Genomic DNA, 18,590 nt, shown 5'->3' with positions numbered 1-18,590 from the left:
GACTTCCCCGGAGGTGAGTGGCCTGATGACCCCCGCCCCGCCGCTGATGCGGCTCACGTGGACCGATCCCGTCACCGGCGCGCCCGGCTACCTGGTCGTGCACAGCCTGGTCTCGGGGGTCGCCACCGGCGGCACCCGGATGCGGGCCGGCTGCACGATGACCGAGGTCGAGGACCTCGCCCGGGGCATGGCCAACAAGACCGCCACCTTCAACCTGCCGGTCGGCGGGGCCAAGGGCGGCATCGACTTCGACCCCAAGGACCCGCGCGCGTTCGACGTGCTCAAGCGCTTCTGCGCCTTCCTGCGGCCGTGGCTGGACGCGCACTGGGTCACCGCGGAGGACCTGGGCGTGCCGCAGCACCTGATCGACTCGGTGTTCGCCGAGCTCGGGCTGGAGCAGTCGTACCACGCCGCGATCCGCCGTTCGGCCGACCCGGCGCGCACCCTGCGCCGGGTGCAGGCGGGGCTCAACGCCCCGGTCCCCGGCGGGTTGCTGCTCGGCGACGTCGTCGGCGGCTACGGCGTGGCGCAGGCGTGCCTGGGCGTCGCGGCGGCGTGGGACTGGGACGTGCGCGCGACGACGGTGGCGATCCAGGGCATCGGCACGATGGGCGGCGGCGCGGCCTGGTACCTGCACGAGGCGGGGGTCAAGGTGGTCGCGGTGGCCGACGCCGCGGGCACGCTGTACGACCCGGCCGGTCTCGACGTCCCGGTACTGCTGGAACTGCGCGACCGCTTCGGGGAGGTCGACCGGTCCCGGCTGCCCGCCGGCGTCCGGTCGCTGCCGCGGGAGACGATCGTCGGGATCGACGCGGACATCTTCGTGCCCGCCGCGATCTCCTACGCGCTGCGACCGGACAACGAGAGCGCCGTGAAGGCCAAGGTGGTCGTCGAGGCGGCCAACGCGGCGACGACGCCGGAAGCGGAAGCCGCGCTGTCGGCTCGCGGCGTCGCGGTGGTGCCCGACTTCGTCGCCAACGCGGGCGCCGCGGCGTGGGCGTGGTGGCTGCTGCTGGGCGAGGTCGGCGCGGACCCAGCCGACTCGTTCCTGCGGTTGCGCACCGAAATGCAGGCGAAGATCGCGCTGCTGCTGGCGGAGTGGAACCTGGACCGGCTGCCGCTGCGCCTGACCGGGCTCCGGCTCGCCGAGGCCAACCGGGCCCGGCGCGCCGAAGCCGCGCTCGCCCCGGAAGGCGAGCCGGGGCTGCTCATCCCCTGAGCGCGAACCGGTCGGTCGCGCCGATCAGGACGTCCTGCATCGACGCGGCCGACACGGTGTGCCCGACGTCGTCCAGCAGCACCAGTTCGCTGCCCGGCCAGGCGTGGTGCAGCAGCCAGGGCGTGCCGACCAGGTTGCTCGTGTCGAGCACGCCCTGCGCGAGCACCGCCGGGATGCCGGCGAGCTTGCCGGCCTGGCGCAGGATTTCGCCGTCCGGGAGGAACGCGCGGTTGCTGAAGTAGTGCGTGACGAGCCGGGCGAAGCAGAGCCGGTAGGCCGGGTCCTGGAAGTCGTCGTGCGGCGGGACGCCGGGGAGCATCGCGTCTTCCCAGGCGCACCACCCTTCGGCCGCCTTGTGGTGGACGGCGGGGTCCGGGTCCATCAGGAGGCGGTGGTAGGCCGCGGACAGGTCGCCGTCGCGCTCGCTTTCCGGGACGCCTTCGCGGAACTTGGCGAAGCCCTCCGGGAAGTACGCGCCGAGGCCCCGGATGAGCATCTCGATCTCGAGGTACCGGTCGGTCGCCAGGCCCATCAGGACGATCTCGCTGACGCGCTCGGTGTGGCGCAACGCATAGGCCAGGCTGAGCACCGAGCCCCAGGAACCGCCGAACAGCAGCCACTTGTCGATGCCGAGGTGGGTGCGGAGGCGCTCGAAGTCGGCCACCAGGTGGTCGGTGGTGTTGGCGGACAGGTCGGCGACCGGGGCGCCGGCGTGCGGGGTGCTGCGGCCGCAGCCGCGCTGGTCGGCCAGCACGATCCGGTAGCGCGCGGGGTCGAAGAACCGGCGGACGTTCGCCGAGCAGCCGGAACCGGGGCCGCCGTGCACGACCAGTGCGGGCTTGCCGTCCGGGTTCCCGCAGGTCTCCCAGTAGATTTCGTGGCCGTCGCCGACGTCGAGCATGCCGTGCGCGTAGGGTTCGATCTCGGGGTAGCGCATCAGCGCGTCCTTCCGCCGGAATGCAACAGCGCTGTCACATTATCCCCGATTGAGGTCTCGCGCACCCGGTTTTCGGTCAGTTCAGCGTGCCGGCCAGCTCGGTGAGCGTGCCGGCCAGCTCCTGCGGGCCCGCCGGGCCGATGTGGATGACGGCGTCGTCGCCCGAGCCGGACGTGTAGCTGAGGTAGCGGCCCCAGTCCGTGTCGGCGTAGTGCAGCGGCTGCTGCAGGCAGGTGTGGCGGCCGACGTCGTCGCGACGGCCGACGTAGAGTTCCCCGCTCCCCGAGACCGGCCGCTGCACGAGGCTGACGACGTCGGCGACGGCCGGGTCGAGCGGGTAGGCGGCCGGCCCGCGGCGGGCCGCCTCGGTCAGGTCGGCGACCCGCACGGTGCGCAGGCGGCCGCCGCCGGCCCCGACCGGCGGCAGCTGCTCGACGAGGGACTCGGCGAGCCGGTTCCGGTCGATTTCGCGGACACCGACGTGGGTCCCGTCGGAAACGGCCAAGACCGCCTGCAGCCCCTTCGCCGCGGCGAGCACGCCGTAGGTCTGCCCTTCGGTGCCGACCCAGCCGTAGTACTCCCGCGCCGGGTTGACCAGCAGCGGAAGCCAGTCGAGGAAGTCGACGGTGGCCCGGCCGCGGGTGTCGACCAGCCCCGCTTCGGCGAGCGCGGCGTCGACCCGCTTGCCGGCCTCCTCGCGCTCGGCGTCCGAGAGCCACAGCGGCTCGGGACGCAGGGTGAGGTGGAGCTGGCCGATCTGCTCGCGTTCGGCCAGCGCGGCCAGCGCCTCGACCGGAACGTCCACCCGGCCTGTTGCCACGTCCACCCGCCTACTCCCCGATGACCGGCGGACTGGTCCGCTGGTCGGTGCCGAAGATCGCGTCCGGGTCCGCTTCGATCAGGAAGTCCGGCCGCTGGTGCTCGTCGTCTTCTTCGCCTTCGCCCCGGCGTCCGCCGGGACCCATGGGGCCCAGCTGCCCGCCTCGCCCGGCGGCCGACCTCGCCGCCGCGGCCTCCGCGGCGGCCGCGTTGCCGAGGCTGCCCATGCCGGAGCCGCGGCCGCTGCCGAGCCCGCGTTCGCCTGCGCCGCCCGCCCCGCTGCCCGCGCCGGAACCGGTCCCCGTGCCCGTGCCGCCCCGGCCGGTCGGGTCCAGGAGCCGGCTGCCGGCATTGCCGCTGTTCGGGCCGCGGCCGCCGGTGGCGGAGTTCGGGTCGTTGGGGTTCAGGCCGTAGTTCGGGCCGTAGTTCGGCCCGCCACCGGTGTTGGTGGGGTAGAAGTCGATCCCCCCGGTGTTCGGCGGTGTCTTGCCCGGCTGGTCGGCGGTCTGCCCCGGCCTGGTCGGCACGGTGGGAACCGTCGGGCGGCCGGAGCCGGCGGTGTGGGTGTCGTCGCCGCCGGTGCCACCAGTGCCGCCGGTACCACCCGTGCCTCCGGTGCCACCCGTTCCGCCGGTCCCGCCGGTGCCTCCCGTGCCTCCGGTGCCACCCGTTCCGCCGGTTCCCCCGGTCCCGCCGGGCTTGTCGCCGCCGCCGGTGTGGCCGGGGTCGAAGCCGGTGGTGGAGGTGTGGTCATTGCCGCCGGTCCCCGGCGGCGGCTGCTCACCCCAGCCGGTCTTGTCGGTGCGGTCGATCCGGCCGGGGCCGTCAGGGGTGTTCACCGCGATGGCGGCGCCGTCGGACTCGAGGACGCCGTACTCGGTGGGCAACGCGGCCCTGGTCCCGCTGGTGACGTTGCTGTACTGGTCCATGACGCGGACGTTGGTCTCGTTCGCCGCGTTGTACTTGGCCATCCCCGCTTGGTAGGAATCGATGTCGTCCTTGGCCATGAACGGCCCGGCGATCGGGATGGCGGCCTTCAGACCGGTGGTCCACGGGTTCGGCTTGTCGGGCTTGGGCGGAACCTCGACCACGGAACTGCTGGACGAGTCGAAAACGGCAGCTTGGGTGTCGACGGAAGCCTTGGTCATGTCGAGGGGCGCGGCGGTCTCGGCGAACGCCTGCTCGAGCGGACCGGCGCCGGCGTTCGCGGCGTCCGCGGCGTCGCCGGTCCAGGCCTGCTTCATCCGGTCCTGCAGGGACTTGATGCCCTGCGCCCGGTCCAGGTAGGCCGACGAAAGCTTCGCCACCTCGTCCGCGGCGTTCCGGAGGCCGGTGGTGTCCCCCTGTCTGAAGTTCTCGTAGATCTGCTTGCCGTCCACCCGTCACGCCCCCTTGAGTGTGGTGATGATCGCGGCCGCCACCTTCTGGGCCGCGGCGCAGGAATCGTCCGCGCCTTCGTACCCCCCGGCGTACACGTTGATCGCGAGGTCGTCGGCGACGCCGACGTCCAGCACGCAGTTGCCGATCGGCCGGCGGTCCCGCTTGTCCACGTAGATCGCCGGGTAGCCGTCCACGTCGGGGGCCGCCTCGAGGAACGGGAACTGGCCGCTTTCGTGCGCTCCGTACAGTCCCGCCAGTCCTCCGGCGCCCCGGTCCCGGTTCCCGGTGCCGATGATGACCTGCATGCTCACGCCTTCGCCGGAGATCTTCCAGCCGCACCCCGGCCCGGCCGCGCCGAGTCCCTCGTCCTGCAGCTGGGTGTGCCCCGGTTCCGTGAACTTCAGGGACGACAGCACCGAGCCCGGCACGATGTCGCAGGGCTTCGAGGCGTACTTCGAGGCGTCGAGCGGGTTGGCCACCTTGGGCACGGCGGGATCGGACGGCGCACTGGACGACGCCGCACCACTCGGCGCGGGTGTCGCCGTTCCGGTCTTTTCGGGGGAACACCCGGTGAGCAGCAACGCGGCGGCCACGCCGCCGGCCAGGATGCGGGCAGGGAGGCGCACGGTCACACCGTCCGGAACGGGTCGGCCATGCCCTGGTCCGTCGCGACCGTCTTCGTCTGCGCTTCCTTCAGCTTCTTGATGTACCCCTGCACGTACTTGCGCATCGAGTCGTTCTGCGTCTGGAGGGCCGCGAGGGAGTCCATGCTCGTCGACACGTAGCCCCCGCTGACCGAGTCCTTCCCGGGCGCTTCGAGCATGAACATGATGTTCTGGATCCGTTCGCCGTCGTCGACGATCTTGTCCAGTTCGGCTTCCCACTGGCCGATCACCGAGGCGAGCTCCTCCGGGTCCATCTCGAACCGGCCACCGCCGCCGCCACCGCCGCCGTAGACGCGGCCGCCCTCGCCCAGGATGGCACCACCCCAGACCGCCTGGACCGCCTGCCCGGCCTCACCGATGATCACGACCGCACCTTCCCCTCAGTTCACCCACCGTGATGGGACAAACCTTAGCCAACCGTCTCTCTTCGTGTCAGCGAATCGCCGCAACGTTCGGACGGTGGGGTCAGGGCCGCGGTTCCCGGCACTCCGGGTCACAGTACGTACGTACGGATTGCGAGATCCCGGTCCGCGATGCCAGGATTTCAGGATGCCACGCGTAAGCCAGGATCACCTCGACGCACGCCGGCGCCAGATCCTCGACGGCTCGCGCGTCTGCTTCGCGCGCTACGGCTACGAAGGTGCCACAGTCCGGCGCCTGGAGGAAGCCACCGGGCTCTCGCGCGGGGCCATCTTCCACCACTTCCGCGACAAGGAGTCGCTCTTCCTCGCCCTCGCCGAAGACGACGCCCTCCGGATGGCCGACGTCGTCGCCGAACAGGGCCTCGTCCAGGTCATGCGCGATCTGCTGGCCGGTGGCGACCACCCCGCCGACTGGCTCGGGACGCGCCTGGAGGTGTCCCGGCGGCTGCGCACCGACCCGGAGTTCCGGGCCCGGTGGGCCGAACGGTCCGAGCAGCTCACCACCGCCACCCGGCTGCGCCTGCTGCGCCAGCGCGAAGCCGGCAACCTGCGCGACGACGTCGACGTCGACGTCCTCACCGCCTTCCTCGAGCTCGTCCTCGAAGGACTCGTCTCGCACCTGGCCATGGGCCTGAGCGCCACCGGGCTGGGGCCGGTGCTCGACCTCGTCGAAGAAACGGTGCGACGGCACCGCCCGAGCCGCGGATGAGCGCGCCGACACACCGCGAACGCCAGCGGCGACGGCCGGGGACACGTTAAGATTGTCCGCATATCCGCAGTACACGCCGATTTCCAGCTAGGAGTGACCGTTTCGTGCGCGCAGCGCAGTCACCCGGTGACAGTACCGGGCCGGGTGACCGACCCGGCTGTCCGATAGGTTCGTCCCCCGCCACCGGAGCGGGTGCGAAATGATCCAAATCCTCTTCGCCGTTCTCGGCGTCCTCCTCTTCGTGCTGCTGACGGTCGGCACCGGGCTCGCGGTCGCGGCCGAGTTCTCCTTGACCGCGCTCGAGCGCAGCACCGTCGAGGCCAACGTCCGCCAGGTCGGCGACCGCCGCGCGCTGACCGTCCAGAAGGCCCACCGGACGCTGTCGTTCCAGCTCTCCGGCGCCCAGGTCGCGATCACCCTGACCACGCTGGTCACCGGGTACCTGGCCGAGCCGCTGATCGGCGAGCTCGTCCGGCCGCTGCTGACCGGGATCGGGCTGCCCGCCGGGTTCGCCGGGGGCGCGGCGATCGTGCTCGCCCTGATCATCGCCACCTCGCTGTCGATGATCCTCGGCGAGATGGTGCCGAAGAACCTCGCGATCGCCCGGCCGCTGCCGACCGCGCGCGCGGTCGCCGGCTACCACTCGCGGTTCTCTTCGCTGTTCCGCTGGCTCATCACGCTGATGAACAACAGCGCGAACTTCCTGGTGCGCAAGTTCGGCGTCGAACCGCAGGAAGAGCTGCGGTCCGCGCGCTCGCCGCAGGAGCTGGGCTCGATCGTGCGGTCCAGCGCCGAAAGCGGCACGCTCGACACGTCCACCGCCGAACTGCTCGACCGCTCGCTGCGGTTCGGGGAGCGCACCGCGGAAGAGCTGATGACCCCGCGGGTGCAGCTCGAATCGCTGGCCGTCGACGACACCGTGCAGGACCTCGTCGAGATCTCCCGCCGCACCGGCTTCTCGCGGTTCCCGGTGCACGCCGAGGACCTCGACGACGTCCGCGGCGCCGTGCACGTGAAGCAGGCCTTCGCGGTGCCCGCGGCCGAGCGGGCCGCCGTGCCGATCGGCTCGGTCATGCGGCCGGTGCCGACCGTGCCGGAGTCCCTGCCCGGTGACGACCTGCTGCTGCGCCTGCGCGACTCCCGCTTCCAGCTGGCCATCGTCGTGGACGAGTACGGCGGCACGGCCGGGCTGGTCACTTTGGAGGACGTCGTCGAAGAGATCATCGGCGACGTCCGCGACGAGCACGACGAGCGCGAGGCACCGGCGTCGCAGCAGGTCGGCGCGAACAGCTGGCTGGTGTCCGGGCAGCTGCGCGCCGACGAGGTCACCGGGGTCACCGGGTTCCGGATGCCCGACGGCGACTACGAGACCATCGCCGGGCTGATCCTCGAACGGCTCGGCAAGATCCCCGCCGAAGGGGACGCCACCGAGGTCGACGGCTGGCTGCTCACCGTGACCACGATGGACAAGCGCCGGATCGCCGAGGTCGAGGTAGCCCCGGTCCGCACCACCTCGGACGCGAACCAGGAAGCGGAGGTGGCCTCGTGAGCGACTGGCTGAACATCGCCCTCGTCGTGGTCCTGCTGCTGGCCAACGCCTTCTTCGTCGGCGCGGAGTTCACCCTGATCTCCTCGCGGCGCGACAGGCTCGAAGCGCTGCTGGAACAGGGAAAGACCCGCGCGAAGATCGTCATCAACGCGAGCAGGCACGTGTCGCTGATGCTGGCCGGCGCGCAGCTGGGCATCACCATCTGCTCGCTGCTGCTCGGCCGCCTCGGCGAGCCCGCGATCGCGCACCGGCTGGCGGTGGGCTTCGACGCCCTCGGCCTGCCGGAGGCCTTGCTGCACCCGATCTCGTTCGCCATCGCGCTGGCGTTCATCACCGTGGCGCACGTGCTGATCGGCGAGATGGTGCCGAAGAACCTCGCCATCGCCGAGCCCGAGCGGCTCGCGCTGTGGCTGGTGCCGGCGCACGTCGCCTGGGTGAAGGTGGCCAACCCGTTCATCTGGCTGCTGAACTTCGTGGCCAACTCGCTGCTGCGCGCGGTCCGCGTCGAGCCGAAGGACGAGCTGGAGACGGCCTACACCTCCGACGAGCTGGCCGAGCTGCTCAGCGAGTCGCGGCGGGAGGGCCTGCTCGACCAGTCCGAGCACCAGCGGCTGGCCCAGACGCTCTCGTCGGTGCAGAAGACGGTCGCCGACGTGCTGGTGCCCACCGCCGAGCTGACCACGCTCCCCTGCGGGCCGACGGTCGGCGAGGTCGAGCGGGCCGTGTCGTCCACCGGGTTCTCGCGGTTCCCGGTGTGCACCGACGACGGGCGCCTGACCGGCTACATCCACGTCAAGGACATCCTCGACCTGGCCGGGCAGGACCCGAAGACGACCGTGCCGGCGTCGAAGACCCGCGCGTTGACCGAGCTGCCGGCCGACGCCCGGCTCGACGTCGCGCTTTCGGCCATGCGCAAGGAACGCAGCCACCTCGCGCGGGCACTGGACGCGAACGGCGACGCCGTCGGCGTCGTCGCGCTGGAAGACCTGGTCGAGGAGTACGTGGGCACGGTGCGCGACGGCACCCACGTGGGCGCATGACCGAGGTGCTCGCCGAGGCGGACTGGCTGGCCAGGGAGGCGGCGCACGTCGCGCGGATGCGCCGGTGGACCGGCCCGCACCAGGAGCGGCGGTCCCGCGGCGAGAAGCACCCGGTGCTGGACTTCCTGTTCACCTACTACTCCTACCGGCCCTCGCACCTGGAGCGGTGGCAGCCCGGGCCCGGCGTCGCGCTCGCCGGGCCCGCGGCCCGGCGCTTCCTGGACCGCAAGGGGTACGTCGAGACGCCGGACGGCGTGGTGCTGGATCCCGCCGGGTTCGGCGAGGGCAAGGCGCGGACGGCCGAGTTCGTCCTCGGCCTGCTGACCGCGACGGCGTCCCGCGCGCCCCGGCTGAACTGCTTCGGCCTGCACGAGTGGGCGATGGTCTACCGCGAGCCCGCGGATTCGGTGCGGCACGACCAGGTGCCGCTGCGGCTGGGTTCGGCGGGCACCGACGCGGTCGTGGAGTCCCTCGACATCCGCTGCGGGCACTTCGACGCGTTCCGCTTCTTCACCGCCGACGCGCGGCCGCGGAACGCGCTGACGCCGTCGAGGGAGACGCAGGTCGCACTCGAGCAGCCGGGGTGCCTGCACGCGAACATGGACCTGTTCAAATGGGCGTACAAGCTCGACCCGTTCGTGCCCGCCGAGCTCGTGGCGGACTGCTTCGAGCTGGCGGCCGAAATCCGGACGCTGGACATGCGGGCGAGCCCGTACGACCTGGCGGAGCTGGGCTACCCGCCGGTGCGGATCGAGACGGCGGCGGGGCGGGCCGAATACGCCAGGGCCCAAGGGGAGTTCGCCCGCCGCGCGGCGCCGCTGCGTCATCGCCTGATTGCGCATTGCCATCGCCTGGTCAGCGCAGCACCCTGAGCACGGCCCACTGTGAGTCAGATTATTCTCTCTCCGATACTCACCTGTTAGGGTGATAACGGTTTGGTTGCATAGCAGCGCGTGCTTGACATGCGCTCACCCCGAAAGGATGACGGATGGGGCGACACTACCGGGACGAGGAGCCGGTGCCGCACCCTCAGGACCGCACGCCCCGCGTGCCCGCCGAGGGCCGCGGCGAGGCCTCCGGTGCCTTCCGCACCTCGGGGCGCAGCTCCATCTCGGACGCTTTCGGCATCGCTCGCGTCGCGGGCGACTCGTCCGGTTCGGTCTTCTTCACGGAAGGAGCGGAGGCGCCCGGCTTCCCGCCCTCCGCCAACGCCCCGGCCCGCCGCGGTGAGGCTTCCGGGTCTTATCCGGTCGCGGACCGCCCGTCGGCCGGCCGCCGGGGCGAAGCCTCCGGGGCCTACCCCGTCGCCGACCGTTCCGCCGGCACCCGCCGAGGCGAAGCCTCCGGGGCCTACCCGATTGCGAACCGCTCCACCAACCCCCGCGGGGGCGAAACGTCCGGGGCGCGCCGGGGCGAAGCCTCCGGGGCCTACCCCGTCGCCGACCGACCCACCAACACCCGCGGCGGCGAAACGCCCGGAGCACACCCGGCCGCCCGCCGAGGCGAAACCTCCGGGGCCTACCCCGTCGCCGACCGACCCTCCGCCACCCGCCGAGGCGAGGCCTCCGGGTCCTACCCCGTCGCGGAGCGCCCAACCGGCACCCGCCGCGGGGAGGCTTCCGGGGCGTACCCGGTCGCGGGCCGGAGCGAAGCCACCCGCGCCCCGCGTCGCGGGGAAGCTTCCGGTGCCCACCCGGTCGCGAGCACCGAAGCCACCACGATCCTCTCCACGCGCCACGGCGAGCCGGAAACCGGCGCCTACGCCACCACCGACACCGCCACCCGCTCGCGCCGCAAGGACCGCACCAGCCCGGCTCCGGACCGCATCGAAGCGCCCGCGTCCGGCAGACCCACGCGCGCCTCCCGCCGGGCCGAAACCACCGGCGCCGCCCCGGCCGAAGCTCCCCGGTCGCGCCGCAAGGGCGGCAAAGCCCCCGCCGAAGCCGCCGCCGAGCGGACCGAGGTCATCACCCGGCCCGACGAAGACGTCACCCCCCGCAGCGACACCTCCCGCACCCTCGAGCGGACCGACGACACCGCCGCCCCCACCGCGGGCCGCGGCGAGCGCACCGACGCGACCGGCCCCCAGCGCACCGGGCGCGGCGACAGCACCGGCCCGAACCGCGCGGGCCGCAGCGAAGGCACCGGTTCGCACCGGGTCGTCGGCAAGAGCGACGCCACCGGTTCGCACCGCATCGTCGGGAAGAAGGCGCCGCGCCGCCGGATCGCCGGCTGGCCGATCGCCTGCGCCGTCCTCGCCGTCCTCATCGGGCTCGGCGTCGTCGGCTGGAACTGGGCCGACAACGAGCTCAACAGCCGCGCCGAGGCCCAAGCCGCCAGCTGCGACGGCGGCACCGCGAACATGCGGGTCGTCGTCACCCCGAGCGTGCAGAAGCCGCTCACCGCCGCGGCCCAGCGGTGGAACCAGGCGGCCACCGTCGTGCACGGGCAGTGCGTGCACATCGTGATCGAAGCCAAGCCGTCGGCGCAGGTGCTCGACGCACTGGTCGGCCGGGCGAACATGGACTCCATCGGCGGGCTCCCCGCCGCGTGGCTGCCCGAATCGTCGTACTGGGTCAGCGAGCTCACCACCAAGAAGCCGGAGATGATCGGCTCGCCCGCCCAGTCGGTGGCGAACGCGCGCTCGGCCGACTACCCGTTCATCGGGCTGGCCGGCCCGGGCGTCGACGACACCGCGCTGCGCGCCGCCCAGACCTTCCGCGAGTACCTGGAGCAGCCGGCCCAGCAGGCCGACTTCGCCGCGGCGGGCATCAAGTCCACCTAGACGCGCGTGCCGTTGTCGAGCTCGGCCACCACGGCGAGGTCGTCGTCGGCCAGCTCGAAGTCGAAGATCCCGAAGTTCTCCCGGATCCGGGTGGTGGTGGCCGAGGCCGCCACCGCGACCGTGCCGGTCTGCAGGTGCCACCGGAGCACGATCTGGGCCGGGGTCTTGCCGTACTTGGCCGCGAGCGCGGTGACCGTCTCGTCCGACAGCAGCGCCGTGTTCGCGGCCGGGTTGGCGGCGGCCGTCACGATGCCGCGCTCGCCGTGGAACTCGCGCAGCGGCACCTGCTGCAGCCACGGGTGCAGCTCGACCTGGTTCACCGCCGGCACCGAACCGGTCGCGTCGATCAGCCGGCGCAGCTCGGAGACGCCGAACCCGGAGACGCCGACGGCGCGGGCCCGGCCGTCGGCACGCAGCCGGCCCAGCGCGCGCCACGTGTCGGTGAACGCGCCTTTCGTGCCGTCCAACAGGCACAGGTCCACCCGCTCGAGCCGGAGGGCCTCGAGCGCCTGGTCGGCGGCCCGGCGGGCGGCGTCGTAGCCCTGGGCGGGCACGTGGACGCTGACGAAGAGCTCCTCGCGCGGCACCTCGGCCGCGGCGAGCACGGCGCCCACCGCCGTCTCGCTGCCCGGCGTGGCGTCGATGCCGCGGTAGCCGGTGTCGAGGGCGATGCGGAGGGCGCGCCCGGTTTCGGCCGGGGACAGCCCGGCGACACCGAACAGCAGCTGGGGGATGCGGACTCCGACGGACAGGGCGAGCGAAGGCGGGACGGCCATCAACCGGTGATCCTCACTTCGGATGCTGCGCGGACCCCCATCATCCCACCCGGACGGCCCGCTCGCGCAGGTACGCCGCCGTCGCCGGGTCGGCCGGGAAGAACGACTCGATGACCAGTTCCGCGACGGTGACGTCCAGTGGCGTGCCGAACGTGGCGACCGTGCTGAAGAACGTCAGGTCGGTGCCTTCGTGGCGGAACTTCAGCGGCACGAAGATGTCACCCGGTCCGGGCACCTCCACCTCCGGCACCGGCTGGGCGCACGGGTAGCCGCGCAGCTCGGCCAGCAGCTCGGCGAGGCCCGCGTCCGCGGTCTGGGTCACCTGGCGGCGCAGCCGGCCGAGCAGGTGGGCGCGCCACTCCCCCAGGTTCAGGATGTGCGGGGCCATCCCGTCCGGGTGCAGGGTCGCGCGCAGGACGTTGGCGGTCAGCCCGGCGGGGAGCCCGGCGACGAACAGGCCGGTGGCGGCGTTGGCCTCGACGAGGTCCCAGTTCCGGTCGACGACGGCCGCCGGGTACGGCTCGTGCCCGGCGAGCAGCTGCCGCACGGCCTGCCGGACGGCGTCCATCCCGGGGTCCCCCAGCGCGGTCTCGGTGTAGGCGGGCGCGTACCCCGCGGCGAGCAGCAGCCGGTTGCGTTCCCGCAGCGGGACGTCGAGGTGCTCGCCGAGGCGCAGCACCATGTCCCGGCTCGGCTTGGAGCGCCCGGTTTCCACGAAGCTCAGGTGGCGGGTGGAGATGTCCGCCGAGATCGCCAGATCGAGCTGGCTGATCCGGCGCCGGTCCCGCCACTCCCGCAGCAGCTCACCGACGGGCCGCTGCCGCGCCTGCACCATGGTCGTCACGCGGACGACGCTACGGCGGTCGAGGAGCCGCTGCCATTACTTCCGGGGTAATGCCCCGGCATTACCTCTCGCGTAATCGACGCGCCGCCGCCGCGCCGCCAGAGTGGGTTCCAGCGCCGGGACGACGACAACCGTTGTCCCCCAACGAAAGGGAAACCCCATGACCGACGTCCGCACCCTCGTCGAGCAGTACATCGCCGTCTGGAACGAGACCGACGCCGACAAGCGCCGGGCCCTCGTCGCCGACGTCTTCACCGACGGTGCCGCCTACACCGACCCGCTCGGCGCCGTCACCGGGCACGACGGGATCGACCAGTTCGTCGCCGGGGCGCAGCAGCAGTTCGGCGGGCTCACCTTCAGCCTGCCCGCCGACCCCGACGCCCACCACGACCTCGCCCGGTTCCAGTGGTACCTCGGCACGCCCGGCGCCGAGCCGGTCGCCATCGGGTTCGACGTCGTCGAGCTCGAAGACGGCAGGATCGCCAAGGTGCACGGCTTCCTCGACAAGCTGCCCGGCTGAACCCGGTGGGGGCTCCCACCCGGGAGCCCCCACCGTCGGCTAGCTCTTCAGCGCGCCCCGCCAGCGGACGGTCGGGCGCAGCTTCTCCGGGTTCACCCGGTGCTTGTTGGCGCCCACGATGTCGAACATCGACTCGATCAGCGTGTCCGACAGCAGGTGGGGCTTCAGGCCCAGCCCGACCAGCCCGGTGTGCTTCACGTTGTAGTAGTGCTCCGGCGCCTCGGTACGCGGGTTCTCCAGCTGCTCGATCTGCACCGGGCCGGGGAACCGGTCGGCCACCAGCTCGGCAATGCCGGCCACCGACATGCTTTCGGTCATCTGGTTGAACACCCGGAACTCCCCCGGCTCGGCGGGGTGCTCGACGGCCAGGCGGATGCACTCCACGGTGTCGCGGATGTCGATCAGGCCGCGGGTCTGCGCGCCCTTGCCGTACACCGTCAGCGGCTGGCCCAGCACCGCCTGGATGACGAACCGGTTGAGCACCGTGCCGAACACCGCGTCGTAGTCGAAGCGGGTCGCCAGCCTCGGGTCCAGCGCCGTCTGCGGGGTCTGCTGGCCGTACACCACGCCCTGGTTGAGGTCCGTCGCGCGCAGGCCCCACGCGCGGCAGGTGAATTCGATGTTGTGGGAATCGTGGACCTTGGTCAGGTGGTAGAACGAGCCCGGCCGTTTCGGGAACAGCACCCGGTCGGACCGGCCGTTGTGCTCCAGCTCCAGCCAGCCTTCTTCGATGTCGACGTTCGGCGTGCCGTATTCGCCCATCGTGCCCAGTTTGACCAGGTGGATCGCCGGATCGATCTCCGCGATCGCGTAGAGCAGGTTCAGGTTCCCGATCACATTGTTGTGCTGGGTGTACACCGCGTGTTCACGGTCGATCATCGAATACGGCGCCGACCGCTGCTCGGCGTAGTGGACGACGGCGTCCGGCGCGAAGTCGCGCACCGCTCCGAACAGGAACTCCGCGTCGAGGAGGTCGCCTTCGTAGCTGGTGATCGTCCGGCCGGAAACCTCGCGCCAGGTGGCGATCCGGTCGGCGAGGGATTCGATCGGGACCAGGCTCTCGACACCGAGTTCGGCGTCGTACCCACGGCGCGCGAAATTGTCGAGAACGGCCACCTCGTGGCCTTTGTCCGATAAGTGCAGCGCGGTCGGCCAGCCCAGATATCCGTCACCGCCGAGAACCAGCACCCGCATTGTGCCGCCTTTCCTGCTCGTTTACGCCACACGAACGCTATAGATCACGTGCTGATGAGGACCTGTCAAAGACCTGTGAATCTCCTATGCGTGCGGGGGTCGGACGGCGGCGCGACCGGCCCACGGGGAGGATGGGGGCATGACGACCGTAACCAACGCCGTGCAGCCCCGCACGACGGAGGCTGGCACCCCGGACCGAAGCCGCCGCGGCTGGGCCCGGCTGGCGCGCGCCGCGACGACGTCGATCGCGGCCACGGTCCTCAGCCAGGTCGTGTTGCTGGCCGTCCTCGCCACCGGCGGCGCCGCGGCGTGGGCGAGCGCGCTGGCCTGGGCGGCCGGGGCGGTGCTGAACTTCCTGGTCACGCGGCGCTGGGTGTGGGGCCGCACCGGCCGGCCGCGCGTCCGCCGCGAACTGCTGCCCTACCTGGTCGTCATCGGGCTCGGCGGGCTCGCTTCGATCGGCCTGACGACGCTGGCGGGCTCGCTGCTGACGCCGCTGGAGCTGCCGCACTTCTGGTGGGTCGTGCTCGTCGACGGTGCGTACGTCGCCAGTTACGCGCTGGTGTTCGTCGTCAAGTTCACCCTGCTCGACCGGCTCGTGTTCGGCCGCGGCGCAGCACGTACCCCCGCCACCACGTCCCGGTCATGACCCGCGCGTAGTTGGCGCCGTAGACCAGGCTGCCGCCCTTCTTGCTCTTGCCCGCCTTGCGCAGCCGCATGCTCATCGGCAGCTCGAGGACCCGGGCACCGCGGGCGGTGACGCCGAGCAGCAGCTCCGAGGACTGGTACTGCGGCTCGTTCAGCGGGACCGCGCAGGCCAGGCCGGCCCGCATCGCCCGGAAGCCGAACGAGGTGTCGGTGATCCGCCGGGCCGTGAGCACCGACGCCAGCACGGCGAACACCCGCACCCCGACCCACCGGACGCGGCTGTCGGCCTCCTCGTGCCCGAGCCGCCGCGACCCGGTGACGAAGTCCGCGGTGCCGTCGACGACCGGGCGGACGAGCGCCTCCAGCTCGCTGTTGTCGTACTGGCCGTCGGCATCGGTGGTGACGACGTACTCGGCGCCGGCTTCCGCCGCGAGGTGGTAGCCCAGCCGCAGCGCCGCGCCCTGGCCACGGTTTCGGGGCGCGACGCACACGTGCGCGCCGTGCACCTCGGCGATCGCCGCCGTGTCGTCGGTCCCGCCGTCGACGACGACGAGCACGTCGACCCGCATGCCGAGGCACTCGTCCGGCATCTTCTCCAGCACTTCGCCGATGCCGCCGGCTTCGTTGTAGGCGGCGATGACGACGGTCAGCGGGGCCAGCTCCAGGTCCGGGTGGCGGCCGCGGAAGTCGTCGAGAGCCCCTTGATCGACCTCGTCGGGGAAGGCGGCGAGCCGCTTCCGGCTCGCCGACGTCAGCGTGGTGAAGCCGAGCGCCCCGGCGACCGGGAACAGCACCAGCGCCGGAAGCTGGTAGCGCCACGAGAACTGGAACACCGCCGAAGCGAACAGCAGGAGAAGCCCGCTCGACGCCGCCAGCAGCGCCCCTGCCCGGGCCGGGTCGAGGGGCTTCTTGCGCCGGAAGACCGTCAGCAGGCCGAGCAGCGCACCGATGCCGAGGACACCGCCCGAGACGTAGCCGCCCTCGAGCTGGTAGTCGCGCAGGATCTTCGCCAGTGGCCGGTCGACGCTCGCGACGACACCGTCGTTCTGCAGCGTGACCAGGTCGATCAGGGACTGGTCGGCCCACTGCGGGTAGCTGAGCTGGAACTGCCACCGGTCCAGGGGGACGTCGGTGGGATCCTGCTCGCGCGTCCACGCGAAGCTCTTGGCGAAGTCGTCCAGGATCGCTTCGGCGACATCGCCGGGCTGCTCCTTCAGGACGTCGATCGCGAACTCGTGGGCCAGCGCGGCCTTGTCCGCGCCGGGCGGCAGCGGGCCCGGCCAGTTCGGGTCGAGGTCGGCGTGGGTGTAGTTGTCGACCAGCCGCTTCTCGCGCGGTTCGGCCGGGCAGAACACCCGCAGTTCCGGAGCGAGGTGGAGGTTCGGGCAGTCGGCGACGGCGGCGGTGCGGCCGTAGAGCATGTTCCCGGACGGCCCGGTCAGGCCCCACTTCCCGGTCTCCGAGTGCACGCGCGCCGCATACGGCACGAGCACGGCGAGCAGGCCCAGGAGACCGGCACCGGCCCGGCGCCAGCCTGCCCACCGCCGCCACGCTCCCCCGGCCGTGACGAGGAAGACCAGCAGCGGGAGGGCGAGCGAGATCCCGATCAGCCGGGTCAGCACGCCGAAGCCGAGCAGCAGGCCCGCGGCGCCGGCCCGCTTCCAGCCGGGGGTGCCCCGGCCGAGCAGCAGCCAGAGCAGCCCGAGGAGGACGGCCTCGAACGTCACCTCGGACATGATGTTCTGCTCGATCTGCAGCTGGTAGGCGTCGAGCAGCAGCGGGGCCGCGGCGAGCGCGCCCACCCACGGGCGGCCGCCGAGGCGCAGGACCAGCGCGTAGAGGCCGATGGCGATCAGCACCCCGCCGGCGTGCTGCACCGCCGCGACCCAGGCCAGGCCGCCGACGGCCAGCAGCGGCCGCAGGACGAGGTCGTAACCGATCGGGTCGAGCTGGTCGGCGCGCAGCGCGTGCAGGTTGTCGATGTAGCGGAACGAATCGATGAACAGCAGCGCCGGCCGGTAGGCCAGCCAGGTCAGCACCCGGAGGGTGATCGCCGGGACGAGGAGCAGGAGCAGCAGCCAGTGCCGCTTGAGAAAGACTCTCACGGTGTTTCGAGACCGGAGAAGTACTTCCAGGCGGTCGCGAGGCCGTCGGTCAGCGAAACCTCCGGCCGGTAGCCGATGGTCTCCGCGCTCGCCGAGACGTCGACGACGACCGCGGGCATCTCCCCGGCCGGGGCGTCGACGTGCTCCACCGGCAGTTCCGCGCCGGTCACCTCGCGCACCGCCTCGACCATCTCCAGCACGGACACCGAGCGCCCGGCGCCGACGATCGCGCGGCCGGAGTAGCCGCTGTCGAGGGCCGACAACACCGCGCGCACGACGTCGTCGACGTGGACGAGGTCGCGGCGCTGGCGGCCGTCGCCGTAGATCTTGACCCCGCCGCCGGTCAGCGCGGCGCGCATCATCCGCGGTACGAAACTGTCCTTGTGGGACATTCCCGGGCCGTAGACGTTGGTGAACCGCAACGCACACGTGGTCATGCCGTACGCGCCGGTGTAGCCCGACAGCAGCATTTCGCAGGCCGCCTTGGTGGCGCCGTACGGGGTCAGCGGGCGCAGCGGCAGATCCGGGGTGATGGTCGCGCCGCCGACGTTGCCGATCACCGCGTTGGTCGAGGCGAACAGGAACTTCGGCACGTCGTGGCGGCGCGCGAGTTCCAGGAGCTCCTGGGTGACCAGGACGTTGTCGGCGAAGGTGTCTTCGGGCAGCTCGACGGACTTCAGCACCGACGTCAGCGCGGCGAGGTGCACGATCGCCGCGGTCTCGCCGGTCACGGCCCGCTCGCGGACGGCGGCTTCGCGGAGGTCGCCGGTCACCACGCGCACGCCGTCGAGGTCTCCGGGGAGCGCGACCCGGTCCACGACGGTGACCGGGACACCCCGGTCGCGGAAGGCGCGCACGACGGCCCGGCCGATGAAGCCGCTGCCGCCGGTCACGACCACGGACGTCCGCTCAGGACCGTGCCCATTCGCCATGGGCGTCAACCTACCTGCCGTTCCTGTGCGCCCGCGCGACGGCTCG

At 72.2% G+C, this 18,590-nt stretch carries 18 protein-coding genes; 8 read left to right on the top strand and 10 right to left on the bottom strand.

The window, feature by feature from the left end:
• The first annotated feature begins 25 nt into the window (after window positions 1-25).
• Window positions 26-1,219, top strand: coding sequence for a Glu/Leu/Phe/Val dehydrogenase dimerization domain-containing protein (locus ACWEGE_RS29735; protein WP_449663742.1), 1,194 nt, complete (start codon window positions 26-28; stop codon window positions 1,217-1,219).
• Here the strand turns inward: ACWEGE_RS29735 and pip are convergent.
• The 5 genes from pip to ACWEGE_RS29710 form a co-directional block, all read right to left on the bottom strand.
• Window positions 1,209-2,156, bottom strand: coding sequence for a prolyl aminopeptidase (gene pip / locus ACWEGE_RS29730; protein WP_449663741.1), 948 nt, complete (start codon window positions 2,154-2,156; stop codon window positions 1,209-1,211). The two genes, ACWEGE_RS29735 and pip, sit on opposite strands and share 11 nt — an antisense overlap.
• 76 nt (window positions 2,157-2,232) lie before the next feature.
• Window positions 2,233-2,961 (bottom strand): ESX secretion-associated protein EspG, encoded by a 729-nt coding sequence (locus ACWEGE_RS29725; protein ID WP_449663791.1) that lies wholly within the window; start codon window positions 2,959-2,961, stop codon window positions 2,233-2,235.
• A gap of 25 nt (window positions 2,962-2,986) precedes the next feature.
• On the bottom strand, window positions 2,987-4,354 hold the full coding sequence (locus tag ACWEGE_RS29720; RefSeq protein ID WP_449663740.1) for a hypothetical protein: 1,368 nt from the start codon (window positions 4,352-4,354) through the stop codon (window positions 2,987-2,989).
• Between the two features lie 3 nt (window positions 4,355-4,357).
• The gene (locus ACWEGE_RS29715) at window positions 4,358-4,987 is read right to left on the bottom strand and encodes a DUF3558 domain-containing protein (protein WP_449663739.1); all 630 of its coding nucleotides are present in this window, start codon (window positions 4,985-4,987) and stop codon (window positions 4,358-4,360) included.
• Window positions 4,984-5,385 carry a hypothetical protein gene (locus tag ACWEGE_RS29710; RefSeq protein ID WP_449663738.1) on the bottom strand — a complete coding sequence of 134 codons (402 nt, stop codon included), beginning with the start codon at window positions 5,383-5,385 and terminating at the stop codon, window positions 4,984-4,986. The genes ACWEGE_RS29715 and ACWEGE_RS29710 overlap by 4 nt, the downstream gene beginning before the upstream one ends.
• A 184-nt stretch (window positions 5,386-5,569) precedes the next feature.
• Here ACWEGE_RS29710 and ACWEGE_RS29705 point away from each other — a divergent pair, with 184 nt between their 5' ends.
• The 5 genes from ACWEGE_RS29705 (at window position 5,570) to ACWEGE_RS29685 (ending at window position 11,525) form a co-directional block, all read left to right on the top strand.
• Entirely contained in the window at window positions 5,570-6,151 is a 582-nt protein-coding gene (locus ACWEGE_RS29705) for a TetR/AcrR family transcriptional regulator (protein ID WP_449663737.1), read from the top strand.
• Window positions 6,152-6,350: 199 nt separating this feature from the next.
• Window positions 6,351-7,700, top strand: a complete 1,350-nt coding sequence (locus ACWEGE_RS29700; RefSeq protein WP_449663736.1) for a hemolysin family protein — start codon at window positions 6,351-6,353, stop codon at window positions 7,698-7,700.
• Window positions 7,697-8,740, top strand: coding sequence for a hemolysin family protein (locus tag ACWEGE_RS29695; protein WP_449663735.1), 1,044 nt, complete (start codon window positions 7,697-7,699; stop codon window positions 8,738-8,740). Before ACWEGE_RS29700 ends, ACWEGE_RS29695 begins: the two co-directional genes overlap by 4 nt.
• Entirely contained in the window at window positions 8,737-9,612 is an 876-nt protein-coding gene (locus ACWEGE_RS29690; protein WP_449663734.1) for a 3-methyladenine DNA glycosylase, read from the top strand. Before ACWEGE_RS29695 ends, ACWEGE_RS29690 begins: the two co-directional genes overlap by 4 nt.
• Before the next feature lie 116 nt (window positions 9,613-9,728).
• Window positions 9,729-11,525, top strand: coding sequence for a hypothetical protein (locus ACWEGE_RS29685; protein ID WP_449663733.1), 1,797 nt, complete (start codon window positions 9,729-9,731; stop codon window positions 11,523-11,525).
• Here the strand turns inward: ACWEGE_RS29685 and ACWEGE_RS29680 are convergent.
• Window positions 11,522-12,301, bottom strand: a complete 780-nt coding sequence (locus ACWEGE_RS29680) for an aldo/keto reductase (protein WP_449663732.1) — start codon at window positions 12,299-12,301, stop codon at window positions 11,522-11,524. The two genes, ACWEGE_RS29685 and ACWEGE_RS29680, sit on opposite strands and share 4 nt — an antisense overlap.
• A gap of 40 nt (window positions 12,302-12,341) precedes the next feature.
• The gene (locus tag ACWEGE_RS29675; RefSeq protein WP_449663790.1) at window positions 12,342-13,136 is read right to left on the bottom strand and encodes a helix-turn-helix domain-containing protein; all 795 of its coding nucleotides are present in this window, start codon (window positions 13,134-13,136) and stop codon (window positions 12,342-12,344) included.
• A gap of 169 nt (window positions 13,137-13,305) precedes the next feature.
• Here ACWEGE_RS29675 and ACWEGE_RS29670 point away from each other — a divergent pair, with 169 nt between their 5' ends.
• A complete protein-coding gene (locus ACWEGE_RS29670; RefSeq protein WP_449663731.1) occupies window positions 13,306-13,665 on the top strand; it encodes a nuclear transport factor 2 family protein in 360 nt (119 codons plus the stop codon).
• Window positions 13,666-13,704: 39 nt separating this feature from the next.
• On the opposite strand, the gene ACWEGE_RS29665 is transcribed toward ACWEGE_RS29670, so the two are convergent.
• Window positions 13,705-14,859, bottom strand: coding sequence for an NAD-dependent epimerase/dehydratase family protein (locus tag ACWEGE_RS29665; protein WP_449663730.1), 1,155 nt, complete (start codon window positions 14,857-14,859; stop codon window positions 13,705-13,707).
• A 139-nt stretch (window positions 14,860-14,998) separates the two neighbouring features.
• Here ACWEGE_RS29665 and ACWEGE_RS29660 point away from each other — a divergent pair, with 139 nt between their 5' ends.
• Window positions 14,999-15,508, top strand: a complete 510-nt coding sequence (locus ACWEGE_RS29660) for a GtrA family protein (protein WP_449663729.1) — start codon at window positions 14,999-15,001, stop codon at window positions 15,506-15,508.
• Here ACWEGE_RS29660 and ACWEGE_RS29655 read toward each other — a convergent pair.
• Together ACWEGE_RS29655 and ACWEGE_RS29650 are read right to left on the bottom strand one after the other, a co-directional pair.
• Window positions 15,438-17,612: a glycosyltransferase family 2 protein gene (locus ACWEGE_RS29655; protein ID WP_449663728.1), complete on the bottom strand. Its 2,175-nt coding sequence runs from the start codon at window positions 17,610-17,612 to the stop codon at window positions 15,438-15,440. The genes ACWEGE_RS29660 and ACWEGE_RS29655 overlap by 71 nt on opposite strands.
• Complete coding sequence (locus ACWEGE_RS29650) at window positions 17,609-18,544, bottom strand: NAD-dependent epimerase/dehydratase family protein (protein WP_449663727.1); 936 nt, start codon at window positions 18,542-18,544, stop codon at window positions 17,609-17,611. Before ACWEGE_RS29650 ends, ACWEGE_RS29655 begins: the two co-directional genes overlap by 4 nt.
• Between the last annotated feature and the right edge of the window lie 46 nt (window positions 18,545-18,590).

This window comes from Amycolatopsis sp. NPDC004747, assembly GCF_053601335.1.
This window is presented reverse-complemented; position numbering and strand designations above follow the sequence as displayed.

Excerpts from the sequence above, each read along its gene's own strand:
- ACWEGE_RS29735 (WP_449663742.1), top strand. The coding sequence starts at position 26 with ATGACCCCCGCCCCGCCGCTGATGCGGCTCACGTGGACCGATCCCGTC.
- pip (WP_449663741.1), bottom strand. The coding sequence starts at position 2,156 with ATGCGCTACCCCGAGATCGAACCCTACGCGCACGGCATGCTCGACGTC.
- ACWEGE_RS29705 (WP_449663737.1), top strand. The coding sequence starts at position 5,570 with ATGCCACGCGTAAGCCAGGATCACCTCGACGCACGCCGGCGCCAGATC.
- ACWEGE_RS29700 (WP_449663736.1), top strand. The coding sequence starts at position 6,351 with ATGATCCAAATCCTCTTCGCCGTTCTCGGCGTCCTCCTCTTCGTGCTG.
- ACWEGE_RS29690 (WP_449663734.1), top strand. The coding sequence starts at position 8,737 with ATGACCGAGGTGCTCGCCGAGGCGGACTGGCTGGCCAGGGAGGCGGCG.
- ACWEGE_RS29685 (WP_449663733.1), top strand. The coding sequence starts at position 9,729 with ATGGGGCGACACTACCGGGACGAGGAGCCGGTGCCGCACCCTCAGGAC.
- ACWEGE_RS29680 (WP_449663732.1), bottom strand. The coding sequence starts at position 12,301 with ATGGCCGTCCCGCCTTCGCTCGCCCTGTCCGTCGGAGTCCGCATCCCC.
- ACWEGE_RS29675 (WP_449663790.1), bottom strand. The coding sequence starts at position 13,136 with ATGGTGCAGGCGCGGCAGCGGCCCGTCGGTGAGCTGCTGCGGGAGTGG.
- ACWEGE_RS29670 (WP_449663731.1), top strand. The coding sequence starts at position 13,306 with ATGACCGACGTCCGCACCCTCGTCGAGCAGTACATCGCCGTCTGGAAC.
- ACWEGE_RS29665 (WP_449663730.1), bottom strand. The coding sequence starts at position 14,859 with ATGCGGGTGCTGGTTCTCGGCGGTGACGGATATCTGGGCTGGCCGACC.
- ACWEGE_RS29660 (WP_449663729.1), top strand. The coding sequence starts at position 14,999 with ATGACGACCGTAACCAACGCCGTGCAGCCCCGCACGACGGAGGCTGGC.
- ACWEGE_RS29650 (WP_449663727.1), bottom strand. The coding sequence starts at position 18,544 with ATGGCGAATGGGCACGGTCCTGAGCGGACGTCCGTGGTCGTGACCGGC.